Origin of the sequence: Aeromonas sp. ASNIH8, assembly GCF_002919855.1 — a bacterium.
Classification (GTDB): domain Bacteria; phylum Pseudomonadota; class Gammaproteobacteria; order Enterobacterales; family Aeromonadaceae; genus Aeromonas; species Aeromonas caviae.
On sequence record NZ_PQLN01000008.1, the window covers coordinates 44,060 to 66,522 of the forward strand.

The window sequence follows — 22,463 nt, forward strand, 5'->3', positions numbered from 1 at the left end:
CAATACTCGGTCATTAAGGAAGCGGCAGATTATAGGCGATTATGCCGCCGGCTCCTATGGTGACTGTGGCTTAGCCGCTATAATCGCCGGCCATTTTCCGCGGGCAGGCACAGGAGGAGGGCCGAATGGGGCGCAACAACGGTTTCACGTTCAAGCAATTTCACATCGATCACGACCGCTGCGCCATGAAGGTCGGTACGGACGGCATTCTGCTGGGAGCCTGGGCGCCGGTCGACAGCGCCCGCCGGGTGCTGGACATCGGCACCGGCAGCGGCCTCATCGCCCTGATGCTGGCCCAGCGCAGCACGAACGACTGCCACATAGACGGGGTGGAGCTGGATAAGGATGCAGCCATGCAGGCCCAGGAGAATGTGGCGGCCTCCCCCTGGCGTGAGCGGGTCACCATCATAGAGAGCGCCATTCAGGATCACCTCGCCCCCCCTTACGATCTCATCGTCTCCAACCCGCCCTATTTCCCGGCAGGCCAGACACTCCGCGATCCGGCCAGGGCTCTGGCCCGTCATACCGGGGGGCTCGACCCCAGGGGATTGCTGGCCGCCAGCGATCGCCTGCTGAACCATACCGGGCAACTGGCCCTGGTGCTGCCCACGGCGATGGCGGATGAAATTTTATGCATTTCGTCGAGTTATGATCTGTATGAGCGTTGTTATCTGGCTGTTACCACCAGAGAGGGGAAAGAGGCAAATCGTGTTTTATTGCTGCTTGGCAGAGGATTAAACAAGTGTGAGAGGGGTGAAATTGTGATCCATTCTGCCACAGGAGGCTATTCCGACAGATATATCCAACTAGCCAGCCCCTTCTATTTGAAGATGTAAATTTTGCCTTGAACTATTTTTTCACATCATTATGCTGACTGCTAAATGAGCGCCCGCTCAAGACCAGTTCAAACCACTGGTCGCGATGAAAAAACCAGCGGGGCTCTTTTTTTTACCCCCGGAAAGTGCCGGTCACTGACAAATAAAAAACTATAACAAGCAATAGTTTACAAGACAGACGAGGTTGAACTTGACGAAATCACTCACATTGTCCGATGTACTCGGATTGGGCTTCATGACCTTTGCGTTCTATCTGGGCGCAGGCAACATCATCTTCCCGCCCCTGGCCGGCTTCATGGCGGGTGAGCACCTCTCCCTGGCCATGCTGGGCTTCCTGGTCACCGCCGTGGGCCTGCCCCTCATCACCATCATCGCCGTCGCCAAGGCTGGCAACGGCTGGGCCGGCATGACCAAGCTGCTGCCGGCCGGCGTGGCCACCGCACTGGCCGTCGCCATCTACATCATCATCGGCCCGGCCTTCGCCGCCCCCCGTACCGGCCTGGTGGCCTACGAGATGGGCCTCAAGCCCTTCCTTGGCGACATGGGACCATCCGGTCTGGCTGCCTACACAGTACTGTTCTTCGGCGTGGCCATCCTGGTCTCCCTCAACCAGGGCAAGCTGATGGATGCCATCGGCAAGTACCTGACCCCGCTACTGATGCTGCTGCTGCTGACCCTGGCCATCGGTGTCTTCGTCGCACCGCAAGGAAGCATGCCTGCCGCATCCGGTGACTACCAGAGCACCCCCTTCGTGAAGGGCATTCTGGAAGGCTACAACACCATGGACACCCTGGCGTCCCTGATGTTCGGCGCCCTGATCGTCGACCTGCTGCGCCAGAAAGGCATCCATGGCTACCAGAGCCAGTTCAAGTACCTGGCCATCGCGGGCATCATCTCCGCCATCGGTCTCTCCGTTGTCTATGTCTCCCTGTTCCAGCTGGGCAACACCGCTGCCGGCGTCGCCACAGACGTGAGCAACGGCGGTGCCATCGTCAACGCCTACGTACTGAGTCTGTTCGGCCAACCGGGTCAGTTCATCCTGGCAGCCATCATTACCCTGGCCTGCTTCACCACGGCCGTCGGCCTCATCTCCGCCTGCTCCGACTTCTTCCACAACCTGACCGGCATGAGCTACAAGAAGCTGGTCGTGCTGCTGGGTGTCATCTGCGGCGTCGTGGCCAACGTGGGCCTGAGCCAGCTCATCAGCCTCTCCATTCCGGTGCTGGTCGCCATCTACCCGGTTGCCGTGGCGCTGGTACTGGTCACCTTCCTGAAGGGTTACTTCGGTCGCCCCCGCCTGGTGTTCCGCTCCGTGCTGCTGGTCGCCTTCCTGTTCGGCTGCCTGGACGGCCTGGGCGCCGCCGGCATGAAGATGGATGCTTTCGCCTTCCTGCCGCTGTTTGACAAAGGCCTGGCCTGGTTGCTGCCGACCCTGCTGGCCTGTGGCCTCGGTGTCATGGTGCGTGGCAATGGCAAGCTGGCTGCAGAAGCGGCCTGATAACAGATCTTGACCAAATGAAAGAGGCCAGCATTTGCTGGCCTCTTTTTTGTTGGTGCAATCTGGTTCATCCGTTGTGGAGAGCGCTCGTCAGAGTACGGTTGCTGGCTTGGGTTTGCCTGCAAGACCGTACCAGTGATGCTCAAACCGGCCCGCATGCCAGCGCAGGGTGCCCCAGGGCTGGTCAGCCTGCCAGCGCGGGAAGTTGATCTCCACGCGGTTGTCTTCGTACTTGTAGAGAGAGGTGCTGATCTCGATATCCGACAGGATAAGCAGCACCACCCCACCGATGACACTCCATTTCAGCATCTTCCACATGGCGATTACTCGAAGCAGATCTCGATGGTGGCACGGCCATACTCCGATTCGAACGGCATCATGATCTTGGCGCCGTCGGCCCGGTGAGTGATGGTGTGATTGGGACCGGAGACGATGACCGGGGTCGCCATGTCGAACTCATAGCCCTTCTCCCCCAGCATGCGTTTGGCGCCGCCCGTCACCATGTTGGTGATCTCGCCCACCATGTCGGTCACTTCCTCGTTGATGGTGGCCGGCGCCTCCCCCAGCATGCGACGCATGATCTCCAGTGCCAGCCCCTTCTCGAAGCTGATGGAGAGGGAACCCCGGGTCTGCGGACCCACCATGCCAATCAGGCCGGAGACATCTCCCCGAGCCAGCTCGTCCGTCTTGCGCTTGGGCGCGCCCGGTTTGAGTTCCAGCTGTGCCATGGTGGAGAGCACGTTGAGCAGGGAGAGCAGGAACGGGTTTACAAAATCAGCCTTCATCTTGACTTCCTACGGTAGCGGAACAGCGGGCACATTGACCATGGGCTTCTATGGTCTTGTTGGTAATAGTAAAACCATGCTGATGAGCCTGCTCGGAAAAGGCGCTGTCGATGGCGGGATCGTGCAGCTCCACTACCTCACCGCAACGATCGCAGATCAACAGTTGCATCGGGTGGGCATGGTCGAAGTGGCAGCAGAAGATGAAGGCGTTGAGCGACTCCACCTTGTGGGCAAAGCCCTGTTCGAGCAGGAAGTCGAGCGCCCGATAGACGGTAGGCGGTTTGGCATGAGCTTCGGTCTGCTGCAACTGGGCCAGCAAATCATAGGCACTGATGGCATTGCCGTGGGCGGCAAGCAGCCGGAACACCTGGCGCCGTGTCGGGGTGAAACGGATCCCGCGCTGCTCGCAGAGGCGTTCCGCTCGTTGTAGAAGTTGGTCTTGATTCATGTTCACGCAGATACCCTGTCAATTAGCCGGATACTATCACAGGGCCCCCAGTGCGCGGCGACAAAATTCATTTTCTGGGGCTGTCTCACGTTGTGATAGAATCCCGCCCCTTGTTTGGCCAACCCGGATGATTTTTATGCAGGCGCAGCGCTTTTCCATCGCCCCCATGCTGGACTGGACCGATCGGCATTGCCGTTATTTCCACCGTCTGATGACCCGCCAGACCCTGCTCTATACCGAGATGGTGACCACGGGCGCCATCATCCATGGCAAAGGGGATTATCTGGGTTACAGCGAGCAGGAACACCCTCTCGCCCTGCAACTGGGTGGCAGCAACCCGGCAGACCTGGCCCGCTGCGCCAGGCTCGCCGAGGAGCGCGGGTATGACGAGGTCAACCTCAACGTCGGCTGCCCTTCCGATCGGGTACAAAACGGCCGCTTCGGCGCCTGCCTCATGGGCGAACCCGCGCTGGTGGCCGATTGCGTCAAGGCGATGCGCGACGTGGTCGACATTCCGGTCACCGTGAAGACCCGTATCGGCATCGACGAGCAAGACTCCTACGAGTTCTTGCAGGCCTTCATCGAGCAGGTAAGGGACGCCGGTTGCGATACCTTCATCGTCCATGCCCGCAAGGCCTGGTTGAGCGGCCTGAGTCCGAAAGAGAACCGCGAGATCCCGCCCCTCGATTATCCTCGCGTCTACCGGGTCAAGCAGGATTATCCGGAACTGACCATTGCCATCAACGGCGGGGTGACCAGTCTGGAACAGACTCTTGAACATCTGCAGCACCTCGACGGGGTCATGATGGGCCGCGAAGCCTACCAGAATCCCTACATTCTGGCCCAGGTGGACAATCTGGTGTTCGGCGAGAACCGTGCCGTGCCGAGCCGCCACGAGGTGGTGCGGATGATGCTGCCCTACATCGAACAAGAGCTGGCCAAGGGAAACTACCTCTCCCACATGACCCGCCACATGCTGGGGTTGTTCCAGAACATGCAGGGCGCGCGCGCCTGGCGTCGCCATCTGAGCGAGAATGCCTGCAAGCCGGGGGCCGACATTCAAGTGGTGCTGGACGCCATGGCCAAGGTGCCGGAGTTCGCGCCGGCCGACGCGGTGGAGTGATCATGTACCGCTTCACCGGATCCTGGCTGCACAAGGCCCTGGTGCGTCTGTGCGCCGGCCTGCTCACCATTCTCGGCATCAAGCTCAGCGCCTTCTATTTCATCGGGCTGCTGATCTTGCTGGGGCTGCACCGGGACCAACTCCTGGGCTGAACGCCACCTCTCCCGAACAAGAAAAAGCCGGCGCCCCTGCGCCGGCTTTTTTGTCACCACGGAGGCGACCCGACAGTCTGGCTTACTCCTCCTGAACCATGAACTGGAGTTCAGGGGGAGAAGAGGTCAGCACATCGGCGCAGTAATCCCAGGTCGAGATGCGGTAGTGCTGCAAATCTTCATCCAGGTGCAGTCCATCGGATTCCTGATGGAACCAGCTGGCGAAACGGGACGGGGTAATGAGCTGGATCTGCTCCTCGATGACGTGGCTGTCACGCCCCTCCGCCAGATCGCAATCCTCCATCACCCGCACCGCGAAGATGTGGCGAAAACTCACCCGGCACAGGGGCAACGGAGGCAGATCGATGCTGCGAGCACGCCCCAGCATGACGGTCAGGGTGTCGCTCCAGATATCCTGATGCAGTTCGGCCACGACCAGGCCGGGAGGGAGTTGACGAGAGGGAGCCCAGGGGACGGCTACCTGCCGAATGGCATTTTTCTGTTCCATATCCACCTCGCTACAGCGCATGCCATATCCTGAGTGTATCTGAAACAAATTTTGACGAAGATGGCAAGAAAAAACCCGGCACAAGCCGGGTTTCATTTGATTACAAGACGACCTTATTTGACGGCGTCTTTCAGCGCCTTGCCAGCCACGAAGGACGGCACATTGGCAGCTGCAATCTGGATCTCTTTACCGGTTTGCGGGTTGCGACCGGTACGGCCCGCGCGATGGTTGACCTTGAAGGTACCAAAACCCACCAACTGAACGGCATCGCCCTCTTTCAGGCTCTGGGTAATACCATTGATGATCTCTTCCAGAGCGACTTTGGCCTGAGCTTTGCTCAGGTCTGCTTTGGCGGCAATTGCATCGACAAGTTGAGCTTTGTTCATAACATTTCCTTTATGATCGGGCATTTAGCACCGGGCCACTCTATTCAAAAAAAAACACTCAGGCAAAGGCTTTATCAGCCGGATTGGCTTGAATGCTGGGGTTTTCATCAAGATCTGCGGAAATAGTCACATATATCGCCCCCTTGTCCCCTGGATGGGCGACAGGATGCGAAGCACCGGTGGGGAGCGGCATGCAAATCCCCGCCTGATGTAACAATATCCCTACACTCCTATTGACGGTCAACAGGATTTTCCCTAGTTATAGGAGTGTCGTCAGTCGATGAGAATGACCGGAGGCGTGCGACCCGAGTGCCGCATGCCATGCCCATGGAGGGACTATGTTAACTGAACTGGAAAAAACCAAGCGCGCACTGGCAGGCAAGCACAGAGCAATAGATGACTGGCTGGATGCCAGACAGGCGTTGCTGGTCGAGTACATGCGACTGGCAGGCCTTATGCCCGCCAAGTGCAAGCAACGCACCCTCCCAGGCCATGTAGAACTGCAACGTTTTTGCGAACAACTGGTCGACTACGTCAGCGCAGGCCATTTCGAGATCTACAACCACGTCGTCACCGCCTTTGAGCAAGCCAGCGGCGACAAACTGGAGCTGGCCAAGCGCATCTACCCCCATATCCGTGCCTGTACCGAATTCGCGCTGGAGTTCAACGACAAGTACAGCAACGCCGACGAAGCCCAGTTGCTGCAACTGGACGAGGATCTGAACCAGCTCGGCCCCGTGCTGGAAGACAGGTTCAAACAGGAGGATCGGCTGGTCAAGGCGCTGCAGGTGGTGGAATCCCTCAGCCATCAGCAGGTCTGATATTCAATATCGGAGCCAGTTCAATATCCTGGCGTGCCAGCTGGATTACACTCTGCAACATGAAGAATGAGCATCTTGCTCGCACGCAGACCGGAGACGACCATGGCCGAGCGCCGCCACTTTACTCGGATTTTCTATTTGACCGCCGCCAAGCTCACCCAGGGTGAACACCAGTGGCGCACCCAGCTGGTCGATGTCTCCCTGCAGGGAGCCCTGCTGCTCAGACCCGAGGATTGGGTCGCCAGCGAGGACAAGGAGTACGAAATCTGCTTCGTGCTCGGGGGCAGCGACATCGAGATCAAGATGCAGGTCGAGCTGACCCACGAAGCCAGCAAGAAGCTGGGGTTTTACTGCCACCACATCGACATCGACAGCGCCACTCACCTCAAGCGGATGATCGAGCTGAACATCGGAGAGGAGCAACTGCTCCATCGCGAGCTGGAGCAGTTGCTGCAAGAGCACCGAGACCACGTCCCCCCCGAATCCTGAGCGGGCGGGCAGAAAAACAAAGGAGCGTTCATACGCTCCTTTTTCATGGTTGGTTACAGGGCCTCGAGGGCATCGGAGAGTTTCTTCACCGGCACCACCTCCATCCCCTCGATGGGATGTTTGGGCGCATTGGCATGCGGGACGATGGCTCGGCGGAAACCGTGCTTGGCCGCCTCCTGCAGTCGCTCCTGACCCGAGGGCACGGGCCGTATCTCGCCGGAGAGCCCCACCTCACCAAAGACCACCAGATCCTTGGGCAGGGCCTGATCCCGGAAGCTCGACACCATGGCCAGCAGCAGCGCCAGATCCGCGCTGGTCTCCTCGACTTTGACGCCACCCACCACGTTGATGAACACATCCTGATCCGCCATCTGCAACCCGCCGTGACGATGCAGCACCGCCAGCAGCATGGCGAGACGGTTGTGGTCCATCCCCACCGCCACACGGCGCGGATTGGAGAGCTGGGAGTAATCCACCAGCGCCTGCAACTCCACCAGCAGGGGGCGCGTGCCTTCCCAGATCACCATGACGATGGAGCCCGGCGCCTGCTCCTCCCCGCGGCTGAGGAAAATCGCGGAAGGGTTGCTCACCTCCTTCATTCCCTGCCCGGTCATGGCGAAGACCCCCAGTTCGTTGACCGCACCGAAGCGGTTCTTGTGGGAGCGCAGGGTGCGAAAACGCGAGTCGTGCCCGCCATCCAGCAGCACGGAGCAGTCGATGCAGTGCTCCAGCACCTTGGGGCCAGCCAGGGTGCCGTCCTTGGTGACGTGGCCCACCATGAAGATGGCCACATGATTCTGCTTGGCATAGCGTGTCAACAGCGCCGCCGACTCCCGCACCTGGGAGACGGAACCCGGCGCGGACTGCACATCCGCCACGTGCATCACCTGGATGGAGTCGATGACCATGATCTGAGGTTGCTCCTGCTGGGCGATGAGGCAGATCTGCTCGACACTGGTCTCGGACAACATGCGCAGCTTGTCCGTGGGCAGACCCAGCCGACCGGCCCGCATCGCCACCTGTTGCAGTGATTCCTCACCGGTCACATAAAGGGTCTTCATGCGCTGCGCCAGGCCGCACATGGTCTGCAGCAACAGGGTCGACTTGCCGGCCCCGGGGTTGCCACCGATGAGAATGGCCGAACCGGGGACCACGCCGCCACCGAGTACGCGGTCCAGCTCTTTGAAGCCCGAGCTGAAACGGGGGATCTCCGTGGTGGCGATCTCCGCCAGGGTCTGCACCTGGCTGCCGACGGCGCCCGCATAACCGGTATAGCGAGCACTCTTGCCGGGTGTCGTCACCCCCAGTCGCACCTCGGTGATGGTGTTCCACTCCTTGCACTCGCTGCACTGGCCTTGCCAGCGGGTGAAGTCGGCTCCACATTCGGAACAAACATAGGCGGTTTTGTTTTTGGCCATGGATAACTCGGGGACAGGATGAATTCCTGCTTGATATACTTGTTTGCGACCGGCAGATCAAACCCAGAATCGGAAAAGTGACTTTCCGCGGCAGGAATACATGGATTCAGAACAACCACTACATCTGATAGAACAACTTGTCCCCCTGCTCCGGGAAAAGGACTTCGACGAAATCTTCAACCGTCTGACCCAGAACGAAAATACCAACAGCCGGTTCCTGCTGAAGATGGAACTCAAACGCAAGTGCACCCCCTGCCGGCGCGTCATCGACATGCGCAACGAGCTGGGCGCCCTCTGTCAGGTGCATGAGTTCGACGGGGTGACCCACTTCATGCCCGCCGAGGCCATCGAGCTGTTTCAATCCCAGTGCTACCTCTACCGGGACAGCTACACCCTGGGGGTCTACGAGGCGCTGCAAGCCTGGTACAAACTCAACCAGGGGCGCAGCGACAATCTGGCACTGCCCATCAGCCCGTTTCGTCCGTTCGATGTCAGCGCCATCCCCTTCGCCAGCCATTACGGGCGACAGGAAGAGCGCATGCACTTCAGCTCTCCCATGGTGCTCCAGCTCGCCAACGGCGAGAAGATCCTCGCCAAGAGCTCCGACATCTCCCTCGGCGGCATCCGGGTATCCGTGCCCTATCTGCCCGACTACCAGACAGGCGACCTGATAGCCGTCTTCTTCACCGGACTGGAACGCGATCATCCCCATCCCCTGCTGCGTGACCCGGTCAGCTACCAGATCCTGGGGGAGGAGAGAAAAGAGGACAAATTCTGGCTCAGGCTGCTCAAGAACGGCGAGCATCCGGTGTTCGACGAGTTCCTGCGCGACTTCATCGAGCGCAACCGCAGCCGCTATCGCGTCAGCGTCGACTACCTGCTCTCCGCCGCCGTCATCAAGGGGTATGAGCAGTTCTATCTGCCGCGCATGACCGGCATGCCCCTCTATTTCGGCAAGGGCAGCATCCCCGCCCTCGAGATCGCCCTGCGCACCGAGAACAACCAGCACATTCTCGAATACTGGCGCGACGCCAAGAACCGCGACATGCTCGCCAGCCTCTTCACTGCGGCCCGCATGCCCTCGTTGCTTCCAGGCAAAGAGGGGCTGCGCGAGACGCTGATCTACAGCTTTACCCATGCGGTACGCAGCCACCTCTACTTCTTCTCCGCGACCCGGGAGGAGCTGGAACAGAGCGGACTGACCGCGCTCTTCTTCCAGATCGGCGCCCGCCGCCCCAGCTGGCGGGTATACAAGTTCAGCATGGAAGCCTGCACCCTGCGGGAGGCCGACCTCGACAACCCCCAGGGCGGGGCGAGCCCGTTGCAGGACAGGCTGCTGCGCGAGCGCCTGGCCCAGCTCGGATACGTGGGCATGCTGCAGGAGATAAACCTGGACAACCAGCGCGACGAGTTCCAGCGAGAGACGGGTCAGGATCCGCTCAACGCCAACGCCTTGCAGCGCTTTGGCCATGACATCCATGCCGCCCCCTTCGAGATAGAGACGCTGCACTATGTGCAACTGCGCAAGGAGGCGCGCTACATGCACAAGACGGCCATCGTCTTGCATCACAAGGAGCGAACCTGGGTCGGCTGGACCCGAGACATCTCGGCCCACGGCATGCAAATCGAGCTGGAGGAGCCGTTCGACGGGGAGAAGGGAGACATCATCACGGTGGCCCTGCCCCGTTTGCAGGAGCTCGCCAGGAACATGGACCTGCAACGCCTGCCCTATCGGCTGGTCAGCCTCAACCTGAGCAGAACCGTGCTGCATCTGTGCATCGAGGGGACGGCCGAGCGCCATACCGGCCACCAGTTCTTCAGCCTGCTGATCGAAAGCAACCAGAACAAGCTCAAGACCACCCGGGAGTTCAATCGCTATCGCGGCATGGCCAGGGCGCTGCGCAACCTCTACACCCACCACCTGTTCAACACCCCCGTCTATGTGAACAAGCTCAAGGCCGCCCCGAAACTGGCCGCGGCCGGCCTCTCGCCACAGCCACGCAGCCTTTCCCGTCTTCTGCGCATCTGTGCCGAGCAGGATCAGCAGTTGAACCTGTATCCCCTGTTCCAGGGGGCTCTGCTCAAGGCCCTGCTGCTCAATCCCCTGCGCGCCATCGAGCGGGAAGACAAGCCGGAAGAGGAGGAGGTCTACATCGCCGCCCTCCACTCCCAGGGGGGAACCCCCCTGTTTCGCAGCCACCTGGCCAGCAGCTTCAGCTCACCGGATCAAAAGCGCCGCTTCATCGAGCTGGCCCGGCAACAGGGCGAGTTCTATTCGGTACTGGTGGGTATTTCGCGCACCGGCCGCCCGGACACCAGCTTCATCGCGGGTGAACTGGACTACATCGCCAAGTTCGCCATTCACAAGGCCAAGAAGCTGGAAGAGGAGCTCTGGAGTGTCGTGGGCGTGGGTGAACTGACCGATACCACCGAGGCGACCCTGTTCCGCCTTGGCATACCATCCGGGCCCCGCTAGCCAGCAGGGCAGGGAGACAACAAAAAACGGGCACGCAAGTGCCCGTTTTTTGTCTATCAGGCAGCCTGGGGGTTGCGCAGCCAGGCGAGGATGTCGGGGAAGTGATCCTCCTGTGCCTGGGGCGCCGTCAGCATGTTGATGTGGTCGTAATCGAGCCGGTTGCCGTTGTCCCGCCCAAGGCGGGTGTGGCGGGCGGCCGAGCCCATCTCGTCGCTGAAGCGGCGCACGTCGACGGGGTGGCCAAGTACCTTGTCCGCCTTGGCGGAAATCATCCAGAGCGGGGGCCAGTTGACCCGGCTCGCCGCCTCGTCATAGGTGAAACCGTCAAAGGGATCCTGCCAGGGCCCGCACTTGACCCAGGGAATGGTCTCCTGCAGGTAGCGCAGGGGCTCATCATCGGCCCCTATCTTCAACCGGCGGGCGGCCAGAAATCCCCGGCGGCGCGCCAACCAGGGGGCGAGCCGGTTCCAGATCAGATCCACCTTCAACCAGCGCTCCGGGTTCTGCACCGAGACCCCCCGCTTGGTGCCGAAGAACACCAGGCTGGCAACCTGCTCCGCCAGCTCGGGGAAGCGCACCAGGGTCGAGGCCATGATGACGCCGCCCCAGGAGTGGGCCATCCAGTGCACCCGGGCACCGGCATGGCGGGCCGATACCCAGCGCTGCAGAGCGGGCAGATCCTCGGTGATCAGCTCATGCTGACCGTGGCCGGCCCGCTCGGCGATGGTCGGTGTGCTCAGACCCCGACCACGCAGATCCGCCACATAGACCTGATACCCGTGGCGAGCCAGAAAGCAGGCCAGCCCCTTGCCCGATTCGGTGTAGAAGATGCGGCCGTTCTCGATGGCCCCGTGCACCATCAGGATGGGGTCGGCATGCACCGCGACACCGGGCTGGATATGGCGCACATGGAGTCGATGCTCACCGCAGGGGACAAACAGGGATTGCTGTAACAGTTCCATCTCGTGATCGGCTCCTCCTTGAGCGGGATCAGCACCAGCGCCGGTCGCGACAAGCCAAGGCGCCGAGCAGGCAGAGCACCCCTTCCAGATCGTGGTGATTGAGGGTCGCCGCCGCCTGGGCACGTACCAGGGGTTTGGCATGAATGGCAATACCAAGCCCCGCCACCCCCATCATCTTGAGATCGTTGGCACCATCGCCGACCGCGACCGTCTGGGATGCAACCACACCGTACTCCGAGGCCAGCTGTTGCAGCGCCTCGGCCTTGGCGGCGGCATCGACGATGGGGCCGCTCACCTTGCCGGTCAGCAGGCCCCCTTCCACCGCCAGCTCGTTGGCGAAAATGGCATCCAGACCCAGAGCACGCTGCAACTCGCCGGCAAAGCGGGTGAAGCCACCGGAGGCGATCGCCACCTTCCAGCCAGCCTGCTTGAGGGTATCGACCATGAGTGGCAGGCCCGGCATCCAGGGCATGTCGGCCGCCACCTCGTCGAGGATGGTGACCGGCGCCCCTTCTAGCAGCGCCACCCGGGCACGCAGACTGTCGGCAAACTCCAGCTTGCCCTGCATGGCTGCCGCGGTAACGGCCGCCACCTGCTCACCGACCCCGGCCAGCCGCGCGATTTCGTCGATGCACTCTATCCTGATCGCGGTGGAATCCATGTCCATCACCAGCAGACCGGGCTCACTCAGGGTAGGCACGGCGGCCAGATGACACAGGTCGATGTCCCACTCCTGGGCTTTGAGCGCCTGCACCAGCTCGGGGGAGAAGCGGTTGGTGCCAAGCAGCAGCAGTGGAATACCGGCCTGCTCCCCTGCGGGATAGAGGCTGGCCTCGAGCCCCTGGGCATCCAGCTGCTGGGCCAGGCGGGCCAGATGACCGGCCTCCAGCCCCTTGCCAAACAGGACAATCCAGGCGCTGTCATGGGCGTTGGCCGCGGGCAGCAGGGCTTCGTTGGTGAGCTGCCAGCAGGGGGCACAGCTCAGGGCCCCGGACCAGTCGTGCAGGGAGCGGGGAAGTTGGGACAACAACATAAGAGAGACGCCTTCCTTGGAAATCATGGGGTTCATCATGCGGGCCCAGAGTAGCGTATTGCTTTTTGTACAGGCAAGCGCCAAGATCCCGCCTGCGGTGCGGGCAGACATGGAAACAGACCACCCTGTTTCCCGCTTCGCGGCACCGGGGCACCAGCCAGCCCCGCTCATCCATTACCAGAGGCCCGGTTCTGTGCGTCATCTTCCCATCAAACGTGTTGTCAGCCTGGCGGCGGGAGTCCTGCTCGGTCTCTGGGTGCTGGTGCTGCTCATCCACATGCAGGGAGAGAGCCAGGCCGCCCTGCACGCGGCGGCACGGGACAGAGCACAGGCGCTGGTCGCCTATGCCGCCCGGGACATGCGCCGCTGGATCAAGGAGGACAAGGAGAGCGAGCTGGAGAGACTGGCGCAGGATCTGGCCGCCGAGCCCGACATTCTGGATGTCACCCTCTATGACGCCCGCGGTATTCCCCTCGCCCAGTCGGACAACGCCCTGCCGCTGGACAGCCTGCTGCCCATCGGCAGCGACAACAAATCCCTGCCGGAGCAGGGCAAGGGGCGCATCCAGTTCGTCCAGGAGATCCAGGACGGAAACCTGACCCTGGGCTATCTGAGGATCACCCTGGAAGAGCAGAAACTGCTGGCCGCACAGGATACCCATCTCAAGGTCAACCAGGAGAAACAGCGCCTGATGCTGCTGGTGATGCTGCTGGCCGGCCTGCTCATCTCCTACGGGGTCCGTCGCAACTACATGCGGGTGCGCAAGCACAAGAAACAGAGCAAACCCGCCGCTCCGCAATAAGCAGGGGGTGGATCCCATCCTCCGGCTTGTATATAACACTGGCAAGATCACTGGCAGGAGAGCCACATGATTGCCCCCCCCTTGCCTCGGGATGAACACAGTCGACTGGAACGACTGCGCATCCTCGGCCTGCTCGACCACGAGCCCATCGATCAGCTTGATCGCCTCACCCGGCTCATCACCCGGCATTTCGCACTCCCCATCGCCATGGTCTCCCTGACCGACGTGAACAGGCAGTGGTTTCTCGCCCGCACCGGGGTCGATATGTGCGAGATCAACCGGGAACACTCCTTCTGCGGTCATGCCATTTTGCGCCCCGACATCATGCAGGTGCCGGATGCCAGACGGGATCTCCGCTTTGCCGACAATCCGCTGGTGACCGATGATCCCGGCGTGGTCTTCTACGCCGGCCGACCCCTGCGCGCCCTCGATGGCGTGGTGCTCGGCACCCTCTGCCTGGTGGACCATGTGCCGCGTCATCTCGACGAAGATGCCTGCCGGGATCTCGACGACTTCGGCCGCCTGGTGGAGAACACCCTGCACGATCTGGAGCGACGCCACCAGGTGCGCACCCTCAACCAGGTGCTGGAAGACAAGGAGCATCTCTTCACCCTCACCTTCAACCAGTCGTCGGTGGGCATGGCCCTCTCCTCCCTCGAGGGGAAATGGCTGAGAGCCAACCCGGGGCTGGAGCGGCTGCTCGGTTACAGCGAGCACGAGATGCTGAGCCGGACCTGGCTCGCCATGACCCATCCCGAAGATCTGCAACGGGAGCAGCCCCTGTTCGATGCCCTGATCGCGGGGCAACGGCAGGATTACCGGCTGGAGAAGCGGATGATCCGGGCCGATGGCACCCAGTGCTGGGTCCAGCTCAGCGTGACCCTCTGCCAGAGCCGCACCATGGCCCCCCACATGATCGCCGTGTTTGCCGACCTCACCGAGCGCAAACAGGCCGAGGCCGAACTCGTGCGGCTGCAGCAAGGGCTCGAGCAGCAGGTGCAGTCACGGACCCGGGAGCTTTCCCGCACGGTGGAACAGCTGCATCAGGAGATGCGCGAGCGCGGCGCCATGCAGCAGCAGCTGTGGCAGGAGCAGCGCCGCTTGCAGCACATGCTGGAGCACACCAGCAATGCCTTCCTCGAGCTCGATGCCGATTTCATCATCACAGGCTGGAACCCGGCCTCCACCACCCTGCTCGGCTGGCACGCCGACGAGATGCTGGGCCGTCCCCTCTTCGGGCTGCTCGGCGCCGAGCATCCCCTGCTGAGCCTGTCAGGCAACCCGCAGAGTCCGCCACGGCGGCTGGAGTGCGACATCATCACCCGCACAGGCCGGCACATCCCGGTCGAGGTGATTGCCGAGCGTTACCAGTTCGACGGCAAGGTGCGCATCGCCCTGTTTTTGCACGACATCACGGCCCGCCGCCAGGTGCTCGCGGAGATCGAGCGTGGCCGTGCCCGACTGCGGGCCATCACCGATGGCCTGCCGGTCACCATCAGCATGGTGTCGCCCGAGGGGCGTTACCTGTTCGCCAACCAGGCCTATTGCCGCTACTTCGGGCTCGATACCGAACAGATGCGGGAAATGAGCGTGCGGGACGTCATCGGCGAGGAGGCCCACGGCAGGGCCATGGCCTATGTGGCAAAGGCCCTCGCCGGTGAGCAGGTGAGTTTCGAGCACCGTTTCGATCTCCCCATAGGCCGACGCGACCTCAGGATCACCATGATCCCGAGCCGGGGCGACGAACCCGGGGTCTACATCCTCGGCAGCGACATCACCGAGTTCAAGGCGCTGCAAAGCCAGCTGGAACACGAGGCGGCTCACGACCCCCTCACCGGCCTGCCCAACCGGCGCGCCTTCACCCTGCGCCTCTCCCGGGAGCTGGAGCGGGTGCGCCAGAATGCCGAACCCCTGGGCCTGCTGTTCCTCGATCTCGACGGCTTCAAGGGGATCAACGACAGGCTGGGACACCACGTCGGCGATGCCCTGTTGCAACGCTTCGCCCAGGTGCTGAGTGCCGAGGTGCGCCCGGGGGACATGGTGGCGCGCCTGGCCGGCGACGAGTTCACCATCATACTGCCTGCCCTGCGCCAACCCGCGCAGGAGCTGCCTGCCCTGTGCGAACGACTGCTGGCGGCCATGGCGGTTCCCGGGGACGTGGCCGGTCACCGGCTGCCCCTTGCCGGCAGCATAGGGGGTGCCCTCTGTCATTCGGGCCAGTATTGTCACATCGATGATCTGCTGCACCGGGCCGATGCCGCCATGTACCAGGCCAAACAGGCGGGCAAGGGGCGCTTCGCCCTCGATCTCTGACCGTGCTTCGCAAAAATGCAAAACGGCGGCCCGAGGGCCGCCGTTTTTTTATGCGCGAGGGGGATCAGTTGTCACCCAGCAGGACGGAGTCCAGCGCGATTTCGATCATGTCGTTGAAGGTCAACTGACGCTCTTCGGAGGTGGTCTGCTCACCAGTACGGATATGGTCGGAGACGGTGCAGATGGTCAGCGCCTTGGCACCGTACTCGGCGGCCACGCCATAGATACCGGCGGCTTCCATCTCGACACCCAGGATGCCGTATTTTTCCATGACGTCGAACATGGAGGGGTCCGGGGTGTAGAACAGATCGGCGGAGAAGATGTTGCCCACGCGCACGGCCACGCCCTTGTTCTTGGCGGCCTGAACGGCATTGGCCACCAGGTCGAAGTCGGCGATGGCGGCAAAGTCGTGGTCCTTGAAGCGCAGACGGTTCACTTTGGAGTCGGTGCAGGCACCCATGCCGATCACCACGTCACGCAGTTTCACGTCTTCACGCACGGCACCGCAGGAGCCCACGCGGATCAGGGTCTTCACGCCGTAGTCGGTGATCAGCTCTTTTGCGTAGATGGAGCAGGACGGGATGCCCATGCCGTGGCCCATGACGGAGATGCGACGACCCTTGTAGGTGCCGGTGAAACCGAACATGTTGCGCACGTCGCACACCTGCTCGACGTTCTCCAGGAAGGTTTCGGCGATGTACTTGGCACGCAGGGGATCGCCCGGCATCAGCACGGTATCAGCAAAGGCGCCATCTTTCGCATTGATATGAGGAGTTGCCATTCTCTTTATTCCTTCACACTAGGTTGAGTTTTATTGTCTTTATGGATTGTCCGCTGCCTGCGCGGCGGCGGTACATTACAGGAAACCGGGGCCCTGTGGCACCCCGGGCAGGCGAACCGGCCCGGGGTCACCATCACAGGAAGCTGGTACCGTATTGCAGCTTGGGCAGGCCGTGGTAGGCCGCGATGCTCTGGCCGATGTCGGCGAAGGTCTCGCGACGACCGACGGAGCCCGCCTTGACCGGCTTGCCGTAGAACAGTACCGGAATGTATTCGCGGGTGTGGTCGGTACCACTCCAGGTCGGGTCACAGCCGTGGTCGGCGGTCAGCACCACCACGTCGCCATCCTGCAGCAGGTCGAACAGCTCCGGCAGGCGGGAGTCAAAGTACTCCAGCGCATCGGCGTAGCCCTTGACATCACGGCGGTGACCGTAGGAGGAGTCAAAGTCCACGAAGTTGGTGAAGACGATGGTCTGGTCACCGGCCGCTTTCACCTCTTCCAGAGTCCTGTCCCACAGCTCGGTCAGACCGGTCCCCTTCACCTGCTTGGTGATGCCCTGCTGGGCATAGATGTCGGCGATCTTGCCGATGGAGACCACCTGGCCACCCGCTTCCTTCATGTAGTCCAGCACGGTCGGCGCCGGCGGCAGCACGGAGTAGTCGTGGCGGTTGCCGGTGCGCTTGAAGTTGCCCTTGCCGCTGCCCACGAACGGACGCGCGATGACGCGGCCGATGTTGTAGGGCTCCAGCAGCTCGCGCACGATGTGGCACAGCTCATAGAGCTTCTCGAGGCCATAGGTCTCTTCGTGGCAGGCGATCTGGAACACGGAGTCGGCAGAGGTGTAGAGGATCGGCTTGCCGGTGCGCATGTGCTCTTCGCCCAGATCGTCCAGCACCTGGGTACCGGAGGCGTGGCAGTTGCCCAGATACCCGGGCAGACCGGCTTTCTCGACGATGGCATCCAGCAGCTCCTGCGGGAAGCTGTTGTGGTGGTCATGGAAGTAACCCCACTCGAACAAGACGGGCACGCCGGCAATCTCCCAGTGACCGGACGGGGTGTCCTTGCCGGAGGAGAGCTCCTGGGCAAAGCCGTAGGCACCGATCACCTCGACATCCTTGTTCAGTCCGGCCGGGAAGGTGCCGCTGGCGAGTTCGCCCGCGTGGCCCAGACCCAGCTTGCTGAGGTTTGGCAGGTTGAGAGCGCCACGGCCCTCGATCTCACCGGCGGCGCACGCCTTGGCGATATGGCCAAGGGTATTGGCACCCACGTCGCCGAACTTGTCGGCATCGGCGGCAGCACCAATACCGAAAGAGTCCATCATCAGAATAAAGGTACGTTTCATGGGACTTCCCCTTGTTACAAATCAGCCAGACCGATGCGACGGTAAACCTCGGGCAGCGCCTCTGGTCGGGTGTCGCCGATCTTCACGGCAGCCTGCACCATGCGGGCAGCCTCGGCAAATTGAGCTTCTGTCTGAGCGTGGATCAGGGCGAGCGGCTTGTCAGCCTCGACGCTCTGACCCAGGCGGATAAAGTCGGTCAGACCGACCGCATAATCGAGTTTGTCGGCGGCGGCGCGGCGACCACCGCCCATGGCGACCACGGCCAGGCCCAGTTCACGGGTGTCCATGGCGGTGACGAATCCGCTGTGGGCCGCGTAGACGGGGCGCACGATGGCGGCTTTGGGCAGGTAGGCGTCGTAGCGCTCCATGAAGTCGGCGGGACCACCGAGGCCGGTCACCATGCGCCCGAAGATCTCGGCTGCCTTGCCATTGTCCAGCACCGCTTGCAGCTTGGTGCGGGCATCGCCGTCATCGCTGGCAAGACCGGCGGAGATCAGCATCTCGGCGCACAGGGCCATGGTCACTTCGTGGATGCGCGGGTTGCGATACTCACCGGTCAGGTAGCGCACAGCTTCGCGCACTTCCACGGCGTTGCCGGCGCTGGAGGCCAGCACCTGGTTCATGTCGGTCAGGAGTGCAGAGGTGCGGCAGCCGGCCCCGTTGGCTACGGCGACGATGCTCCTGGCCAGCTCTTCAGAGGCTTCAAAGGTCGGCATGAAGGCGCCGGAGCCCACCTTCACATCCATCACCAGCGCTTCCAGCCCGGAGGCAAGCTTCTTGGAGAGGATGGAGCCGGTGATCATGGCAATGGACTCGACGGTGGCGGTGATATCCCGTACCGCGTAGATACGCTTGTCGGCCGGGGCGAGATCGCCGGTCTGGCCGATGATGGCAACCCCCGCCTCTTTCACCACTTTCAGGAAGCGGTCGTTGTCGACCGAGGTCTGGTAGCCGGGGATGGCATCCAGCTTGTCGAGGGTACCGCCGGTGTGGCCGAGACCACGGCCGGAGATCATGGGCACGAAACCGCCGCACGCAGCGACCATGGGGCCCAGCATCAGGGAGACGACGTCACCCACACCGCCGGTGGAGTGCTTGTCGACGATGGGGCCGCCCAGATTGAGGTGGTCCCAGGTCAATACCATGCCGGAGTCGCGCATGGCGCAGGTCAGGGCAACCCGCTCATCCATGGTCATGTCCTTGAAGTAGACCGCCATGGCCAGGGCCGCGATCTGCCCCTCGCCGATGGTGTTGTTGGTTATGCCCTGGACGAAGAATTGAATCTCTTGGGTACTGAGCGCTTCACCGTTGCGCTTCTTGCGAATAATTTCTTGAGGCAAAAACATCTTTCATTCCCTCCGTGCATCACACACGAACACAGACCGAACCAGATCCGAAAGGGGGCGGCGCACCGCCCCCTGCCACCGCTTAGTAACCGCTGGTATTGGCAGGCTTGTCGCCATGCCCCAGGGTCGCCAGCAGGCTGGCCAGCAGGCTGGAGGCGCCGAAGCGGAAGGTGCGGGCGGATACCCAGTCCTTGCCCAGGATCTCTTCGGCCATGGCCAGGTACTGACCCGCCACGGCGGCGTCTTTCACGCCACCGGCCGGCTTGAAGCCCACTTTCGGGTTCTTGGCCTTGATCACTTCCATCATGATGCGGGCAGCTTCCGGGGTCGCGTTCACCGGCACCTTGCCGGTGGAGGTCTTGATGAAATCGGCACCGGCGTCGATGGAGATCTCGGAGGCGCGACGGATCAGCGCCTCTTCCTTCAACTCGCCGGTCTCGATGATCACTTTCAGCAGTACCTTGGCGCCGCAGGCTTCCTTACATGCTTTGACCAGATCGAAGCCGACCTGTTCATTGCCGGCCATGAAGGCGCGGTACGGGAAGACCACGTCCACCTCGTCGGCACCGTAGGCCACGGCGGCGCGGGTCTCGGCCACGGCGATCTCGATGTCGTCGTTGCCGTGGGGGAAGTTGGTCACGGTCGCGATGCGCACGTCGGCGGCGCCGATGTCACGCAGGGTCTTGCGCGCGATGGGGATGAAACGGGGGTAGATGCAGACGGCGGCGGTCAGGCCGGCCGGAGACTTGGCCTTGTGGCACAGGTCGATCACCTTCTGATCGGTGTCGTCATCGTTCAGGGTGGTCAGGTCCATCAGGTTCAGGGCGCGTTGGGCGGCCACTTTCAGATCAGTCATGCTATGTCTCCAAAGTCTTGTTAAGCCCCATCACCCGCGAGCGGCTTCACCGAACACCAAGGGTCGGCAGAGACGTTCCCGGAGCAACGGGATATGGAATTGCAGCGCAAATGCACAGGCAATACGGCTGCAAATAAGGCAAGAGCCCTGTCACTTTCTTACAAAAGTGCGGACTTGGTTCCATGAAGACTTGAGAAAGGCCGACTACGCAGACCCGACTTCCCAATCAATTCCATTTGACCGCCAACACCCGGATTCACCGGGCATTAGTCAATGCCAGCACCCTGCTGGCATCGCCTATTTCAGCCGAGATACCCCGTGTTTGCAAGCCGGATTTGCCAATTTCAGAGGTACCTCACACCCGGCAAATCCAGCGCTGGAAGGCGCTTAAGAGAAGAAGCGGGTCAGGATCCAGGAGTAGGCAATGCCCCCCAGATAGACCCCCACGATCCCCATGACGCCGGAGAGGACGGGCGGCGCCGGTATCGGCAACTTGAGGAAAGAAAACAACACCCCAACGATAAAGCCGGCCGCCATAGCCAGTAGCACTTCATTCATAGAACCTCCGATTTGACTCACTTTATTATTAGTCTTGACAGGAAAACGGTTGTCACCACCCCAAACGAGAACGCCACAGCAAATCGCTGTGGCGTTCGTCTTTATCCTGTCAGTCAGGCGATGTTACATGCCGGACAGCGCCAGGAAGAAGCCTGCGATGGTCGCAGACATCAGGTTGGACAGGGAACCTGCCAGCACGGCCTTCAGACCGAACTTGGCGATGGTGCCGCGACGGTTCGGTGCCATGGAGCCCAGACCACCCAGCAGGATGGCGACGGAGGACAGGTTGGCGAAGCCGCACAGGGCGAAGGAGATGATCGCCTTGGTGTGCTCGGACATGGCCACACCGTTGATCAGCACTTCATCCTTCAGGTAGGGGGCAAAGTTCAGGTAAGCCACGAACTCGTTGACCACCAGCTTCTGACCGATGAAGGAACCGGCCACGACCGCTTCGCTCCAGGGCACGCCGATCAGGAAGGCCAGCGGGGAGAACAGCCAGCCCAGCAGCAGCTCCAGGGAGAGTTGCGGGTAACCGAACCAGCCGCCCACACCGGAGAAGATGCCGTTGATCATGGCGATGAGGCCGATGAAGGCCAGCAGCATGGCACCCACGTTCAGGGCCAGTTGCAGACCGGCGGAGGCACCGGCGGCAGCAGCGTCGATCACGTTGGCCGGCTTGTCGTCCAGCTCACCTTCTGCGGTGTTCTCGTCGTAGCTCGGGGTCTCGGTTTCCGGTACCAGCAACTTGGCGAACAGCAGACCACCCGGGGCAGCCATGAAGGAGGCGGCGATCAGGTATTCCATCTTGACGCCCATGGAGGCGTAACCGGCCAGCACGGAGCCGGCAACGGAAGCCAGACCACCACACATGACGGCGAACAGCTCGGAGTCAGTCATCTTGGAGATGAAGGGACGTACCACCAGCGGGGCTTCGGTCTGACCGACGAAGATGTTGGCAGTGGCGGAGAGGGATTCGGTACGGGAGGTGCCCAGCACCTTCTGCAGACCGCCGCCCAGCAGCTTGATCACCCACTGCATGATGCCGAGGTAGTAGAGTACCGCGATCAGGGAAGAGAAGAAGATGATGACGGGCAGGACGCGGAAGGCGAAGACGAAGCCACCGCCACCGAACACTTCGAACATCTTGTTGCCAACCAGACCACCGAACAGGAATTCGATGCCGTTCTGGCCATAACCGATGACGCTGGAGACGGCGTCGGACACGCCCACCAGGATGTCACGACCGACCGGTACGTAGAGCACGAAGGCCCCCAGACCGGCCTGGATGGCAAAGGCGCCACCTACGGTACGAATTTTGATTGCCTTGCGGTTGCTGGAGAACAGCACCGCAATCAGGATGAGCGTCGCCATCCCTACCAGACCCATTATCAGATTCATTATTAACACTTCCTCTTTAGTAGCACCTGCCAGCTTGTTAACGATTTGTGTATTGAAGCCGCTAATCAAGGGTGCGCATTATACTAATTACGGTGCGACAAAATAGAATACTGGTCACATTTTATAAGCCAC

At 61.6% G+C, this 22,463-nt stretch carries 23 protein-coding genes; 9 read left to right on the forward strand and 14 right to left on the reverse strand.

Going from position 1 to position 22,463, the window contains the following annotated elements; all coding sequences use genetic code 11:
• The first annotated feature begins 125 nt into the window (after window positions 1-125).
• Together C3418_RS03810 and brnQ are read left to right on the forward strand one after the other, a co-directional pair.
• Entirely contained in the window at window positions 126-836 is a 711-nt protein-coding gene (locus tag C3418_RS03810) for a tRNA1(Val) (adenine(37)-N6)-methyltransferase (RefSeq protein WP_103857985.1), read from the forward strand.
• Between the two features lie 235 nt (window positions 837-1,071).
• Window positions 1,072-2,334 (forward strand): branched-chain amino acid transport system II carrier protein, encoded by a 1,263-nt coding sequence (gene brnQ, locus C3418_RS03815; protein ID WP_258039784.1) that lies wholly within the window; start codon window positions 1,072-1,074, stop codon window positions 2,332-2,334.
• 90 nt (window positions 2,335-2,424) lie between these two features.
• Here brnQ and C3418_RS03820 read toward each other — a convergent pair whose 3' ends face one another.
• Genes C3418_RS03820 through zur form a run of 3 tightly spaced genes read right to left on the reverse strand, consistent with a single transcriptional unit; the run spans window position 2,425 to window position 3,567 of the window.
• A complete protein-coding gene (locus C3418_RS03820; protein ID WP_039039956.1) occupies window positions 2,425-2,652 on the reverse strand; it encodes a hypothetical protein in 228 nt (75 codons plus the stop codon).
• Window positions 2,653-2,657: 5 nt separating this feature from the next.
• A complete protein-coding gene (locus tag C3418_RS03825) occupies window positions 2,658-3,119 on the reverse strand; it encodes a chemotaxis protein CheX (RefSeq protein WP_010673043.1) in 462 nt (153 codons plus the stop codon).
• On the reverse strand, window positions 3,109-3,567 hold the full coding sequence (gene zur, locus C3418_RS03830; RefSeq protein WP_103857998.1) for a zinc uptake transcriptional repressor Zur: 459 nt from the start codon (window positions 3,565-3,567) through the stop codon (window positions 3,109-3,111). The genes C3418_RS03825 and zur overlap by 11 nt, the downstream gene beginning before the upstream one ends.
• 136 nt (window positions 3,568-3,703) lie before the next feature.
• Between zur and dusA the strand changes: the two genes are divergently transcribed.
• The gene (gene dusA, locus C3418_RS03835; protein WP_103857986.1) at window positions 3,704-4,690 is read left to right on the forward strand and encodes a tRNA dihydrouridine(20/20a) synthase DusA; all 987 of its coding nucleotides are present in this window, start codon (window positions 3,704-3,706) and stop codon (window positions 4,688-4,690) included.
• A gap of 2 nt (window positions 4,691-4,692) precedes the next feature.
• Window positions 4,693-4,842: a hypothetical protein gene (locus C3418_RS03840; RefSeq protein WP_103857987.1), complete on the forward strand. Its 150-nt coding sequence runs from the start codon at window positions 4,693-4,695 to the stop codon at window positions 4,840-4,842.
• Between the two features lie 82 nt (window positions 4,843-4,924).
• Here C3418_RS03840 and C3418_RS03845 read toward each other — a convergent pair whose 3' ends face one another.
• Window positions 4,925-5,350 carry a hypothetical protein gene (locus C3418_RS03845; protein WP_029313758.1) on the reverse strand — a complete coding sequence of 142 codons (426 nt, stop codon included), beginning with the start codon at window positions 5,348-5,350 and terminating at the stop codon, window positions 4,925-4,927.
• Window positions 5,351-5,463: 113 nt separating this feature from the next.
• Window positions 5,464-5,736, reverse strand: coding sequence for a nucleoid-associated protein HU-alpha (gene hupA, locus C3418_RS03850; protein ID WP_005305063.1), 273 nt, complete (start codon window positions 5,734-5,736; stop codon window positions 5,464-5,466).
• A 338-nt stretch (window positions 5,737-6,074) separates the two neighbouring features.
• Here hupA and C3418_RS03855 point away from each other — a divergent pair, with 338 nt between their 5' ends.
• Together C3418_RS03855 and C3418_RS03860 are read left to right on the forward strand one after the other, a co-directional pair.
• Window positions 6,075-6,557 (forward strand): Rsd/AlgQ family anti-sigma factor, encoded by a 483-nt coding sequence (locus C3418_RS03855; protein ID WP_029313757.1) that lies wholly within the window; start codon window positions 6,075-6,077, stop codon window positions 6,555-6,557.
• A 102-nt stretch (window positions 6,558-6,659) separates the two neighbouring features.
• Entirely contained in the window at window positions 6,660-7,046 is a 387-nt protein-coding gene (locus C3418_RS03860) for a PilZ domain-containing protein (RefSeq protein ID WP_029313755.1), read from the forward strand.
• 53 nt (window positions 7,047-7,099) lie between these two features.
• On the opposite strand, the gene radA is transcribed toward C3418_RS03860, so the two are convergent.
• The gene (gene radA / locus C3418_RS03865; protein WP_010673036.1) at window positions 7,100-8,464 is read right to left on the reverse strand and encodes a DNA repair protein RadA; all 1,365 of its coding nucleotides are present in this window, start codon (window positions 8,462-8,464) and stop codon (window positions 7,100-7,102) included.
• Window positions 8,465-8,564: 100 nt separating this feature from the next.
• Here radA and C3418_RS03870 point away from each other — a divergent pair, with 100 nt between their 5' ends.
• Window positions 8,565-10,940, forward strand: coding sequence for a PilZ domain-containing protein (locus C3418_RS03870; protein ID WP_103857988.1), 2,376 nt, complete (start codon window positions 8,565-8,567; stop codon window positions 10,938-10,940).
• A 56-nt stretch (window positions 10,941-10,996) separates the two neighbouring features.
• Here the strand turns inward: C3418_RS03870 and C3418_RS03875 are convergent, their stop codons facing one another.
• Together C3418_RS03875 and serB are read right to left on the reverse strand one after the other, a co-directional pair.
• Window positions 10,997-11,902, reverse strand: a complete 906-nt coding sequence (locus tag C3418_RS03875; RefSeq protein WP_103857989.1) for an alpha/beta fold hydrolase — start codon at window positions 11,900-11,902, stop codon at window positions 10,997-10,999.
• A 28-nt stretch (window positions 11,903-11,930) separates the two neighbouring features.
• Window positions 11,931-12,935 carry a phosphoserine phosphatase SerB gene (serB, locus tag C3418_RS03880; protein ID WP_103857990.1) on the reverse strand — a complete coding sequence of 335 codons (1,005 nt, stop codon included), beginning with the start codon at window positions 12,933-12,935 and terminating at the stop codon, window positions 11,931-11,933.
• 193 nt (window positions 12,936-13,128) lie between these two features.
• Between serB and C3418_RS03885 the strand changes: the two genes are divergently transcribed.
• Window positions 13,129-13,737 carry an AhpA/YtjB family protein gene (locus tag C3418_RS03885; RefSeq protein ID WP_010673032.1) on the forward strand — a complete coding sequence of 203 codons (609 nt, stop codon included), beginning with the start codon at window positions 13,129-13,131 and terminating at the stop codon, window positions 13,735-13,737.
• A gap of 66 nt (window positions 13,738-13,803) precedes the next feature.
• On the forward strand, window positions 13,804-16,050 hold the full coding sequence (locus C3418_RS03890; protein ID WP_103857991.1) for a PAS domain S-box protein: 2,247 nt from the start codon (window positions 13,804-13,806) through the stop codon (window positions 16,048-16,050).
• Between the two features lie 64 nt (window positions 16,051-16,114).
• Here the strand turns inward: C3418_RS03890 and deoD are convergent, their stop codons facing one another.
• From deoD to C3418_RS03920, 6 genes are all read right to left on the reverse strand, one after another.
• Window positions 16,115-16,831, reverse strand: a complete 717-nt coding sequence (deoD, locus tag C3418_RS03895; protein ID WP_005341325.1) for a purine-nucleoside phosphorylase — start codon at window positions 16,829-16,831, stop codon at window positions 16,115-16,117.
• A gap of 133 nt (window positions 16,832-16,964) precedes the next feature.
• Entirely contained in the window at window positions 16,965-18,173 is a 1,209-nt protein-coding gene (locus C3418_RS03900) for a phosphopentomutase (RefSeq protein WP_039039948.1), read from the reverse strand.
• Between the two features lie 14 nt (window positions 18,174-18,187).
• Window positions 18,188-19,519, reverse strand: a complete 1,332-nt coding sequence (gene deoA, locus C3418_RS03905; RefSeq protein WP_103857992.1) for a thymidine phosphorylase — start codon at window positions 19,517-19,519, stop codon at window positions 18,188-18,190.
• 82 nt (window positions 19,520-19,601) lie between these two features.
• Window positions 19,602-20,375 (reverse strand): deoxyribose-phosphate aldolase, encoded by a 774-nt coding sequence (gene deoC / locus C3418_RS03910; RefSeq protein WP_039039946.1) that lies wholly within the window; start codon window positions 20,373-20,375, stop codon window positions 19,602-19,604.
• Between the two features lie 387 nt (window positions 20,376-20,762).
• Window positions 20,763-20,933, reverse strand: coding sequence for a XapX domain-containing protein (locus C3418_RS03915; protein ID WP_010673027.1), 171 nt, complete (start codon window positions 20,931-20,933; stop codon window positions 20,763-20,765).
• A gap of 123 nt (window positions 20,934-21,056) precedes the next feature.
• A complete protein-coding gene (locus C3418_RS03920) occupies window positions 21,057-22,331 on the reverse strand; it encodes a NupC/NupG family nucleoside CNT transporter (protein WP_010673026.1) in 1,275 nt (424 codons plus the stop codon).
• Window positions 22,332-22,463: the final 132 nt, after the last annotated feature.

Bases quoted from the DNA above. Each gene is read 5' to 3' on its own strand.
- hupA (WP_005305063.1), bottom strand. From the start codon at position 5,736: ATGAACAAAGCTCAACTTGTCGATGCAATTGCCGCCAAAGCAGACCTG.
- deoC (WP_039039946.1), bottom strand. From the start codon at position 20,375: ATGACTGATCTGAAAGTGGCCGCCCAACGCGCCCTGAACCTGATGGAC.
- radA (WP_010673036.1), bottom strand. From the start codon at position 8,464: ATGGCCAAAAACAAAACCGCCTATGTTTGTTCCGAATGTGGAGCCGAC.
- deoA (WP_103857992.1), bottom strand. From the start codon at position 19,519: ATGTTTTTGCCTCAAGAAATTATTCGCAAGAAGCGCAACGGTGAAGCG.
- C3418_RS03845 (WP_029313758.1), bottom strand. From the start codon at position 5,350: ATGGAACAGAAAAATGCCATTCGGCAGGTAGCCGTCCCCTGGGCTCCC.
- C3418_RS03920 (WP_010673026.1), bottom strand. From the start codon at position 22,331: ATGAATCTGATAATGGGTCTGGTAGGGATGGCGACGCTCATCCTGATT.
- deoD (WP_005341325.1), bottom strand. From the start codon at position 16,831: ATGGCAACTCCTCATATCAATGCGAAAGATGGCGCCTTTGCTGATACC.
- C3418_RS03820 (WP_039039956.1), bottom strand. From the start codon at position 2,652: ATGTGGAAGATGCTGAAATGGAGTGTCATCGGTGGGGTGGTGCTGCTT.
- C3418_RS03825 (WP_010673043.1), bottom strand. From the start codon at position 3,119: ATGAAGGCTGATTTTGTAAACCCGTTCCTGCTCTCCCTGCTCAACGTG.
- C3418_RS03855 (WP_029313757.1), top strand. From the start codon at position 6,075: ATGTTAACTGAACTGGAAAAAACCAAGCGCGCACTGGCAGGCAAGCAC.
- C3418_RS03915 (WP_010673027.1), bottom strand. From the start codon at position 20,933: ATGAATGAAGTGCTACTGGCTATGGCGGCCGGCTTTATCGTTGGGGTG.
- C3418_RS03875 (WP_103857989.1), bottom strand. From the start codon at position 11,902: ATGGAACTGTTACAGCAATCCCTGTTTGTCCCCTGCGGTGAGCATCGA.
- C3418_RS03870 (WP_103857988.1), top strand. From the start codon at position 8,565: ATGGATTCAGAACAACCACTACATCTGATAGAACAACTTGTCCCCCTG.
- dusA (WP_103857986.1), top strand. From the start codon at position 3,704: ATGCAGGCGCAGCGCTTTTCCATCGCCCCCATGCTGGACTGGACCGAT.
- C3418_RS03840 (WP_103857987.1), top strand. From the start codon at position 4,693: ATGTACCGCTTCACCGGATCCTGGCTGCACAAGGCCCTGGTGCGTCTG.
- C3418_RS03900 (WP_039039948.1), bottom strand. From the start codon at position 18,173: ATGAAACGTACCTTTATTCTGATGATGGACTCTTTCGGTATTGGTGCT.
- serB (WP_103857990.1), bottom strand. From the start codon at position 12,935: ATGTTGTTGTCCCAACTTCCCCGCTCCCTGCACGACTGGTCCGGGGCC.
- zur (WP_103857998.1), bottom strand. From the start codon at position 3,567: ATGAATCAAGACCAACTTCTACAACGAGCGGAACGCCTCTGCGAGCAG.
- C3418_RS03890 (WP_103857991.1), top strand. From the start codon at position 13,804: ATGATTGCCCCCCCCTTGCCTCGGGATGAACACAGTCGACTGGAACGA.
- C3418_RS03810 (WP_103857985.1), top strand. From the start codon at position 126: ATGGGGCGCAACAACGGTTTCACGTTCAAGCAATTTCACATCGATCAC.
- brnQ (WP_258039784.1), top strand. From the start codon at position 1,072: ATGACCTTTGCGTTCTATCTGGGCGCAGGCAACATCATCTTCCCGCCC.
- C3418_RS03860 (WP_029313755.1), top strand. From the start codon at position 6,660: ATGGCCGAGCGCCGCCACTTTACTCGGATTTTCTATTTGACCGCCGCC.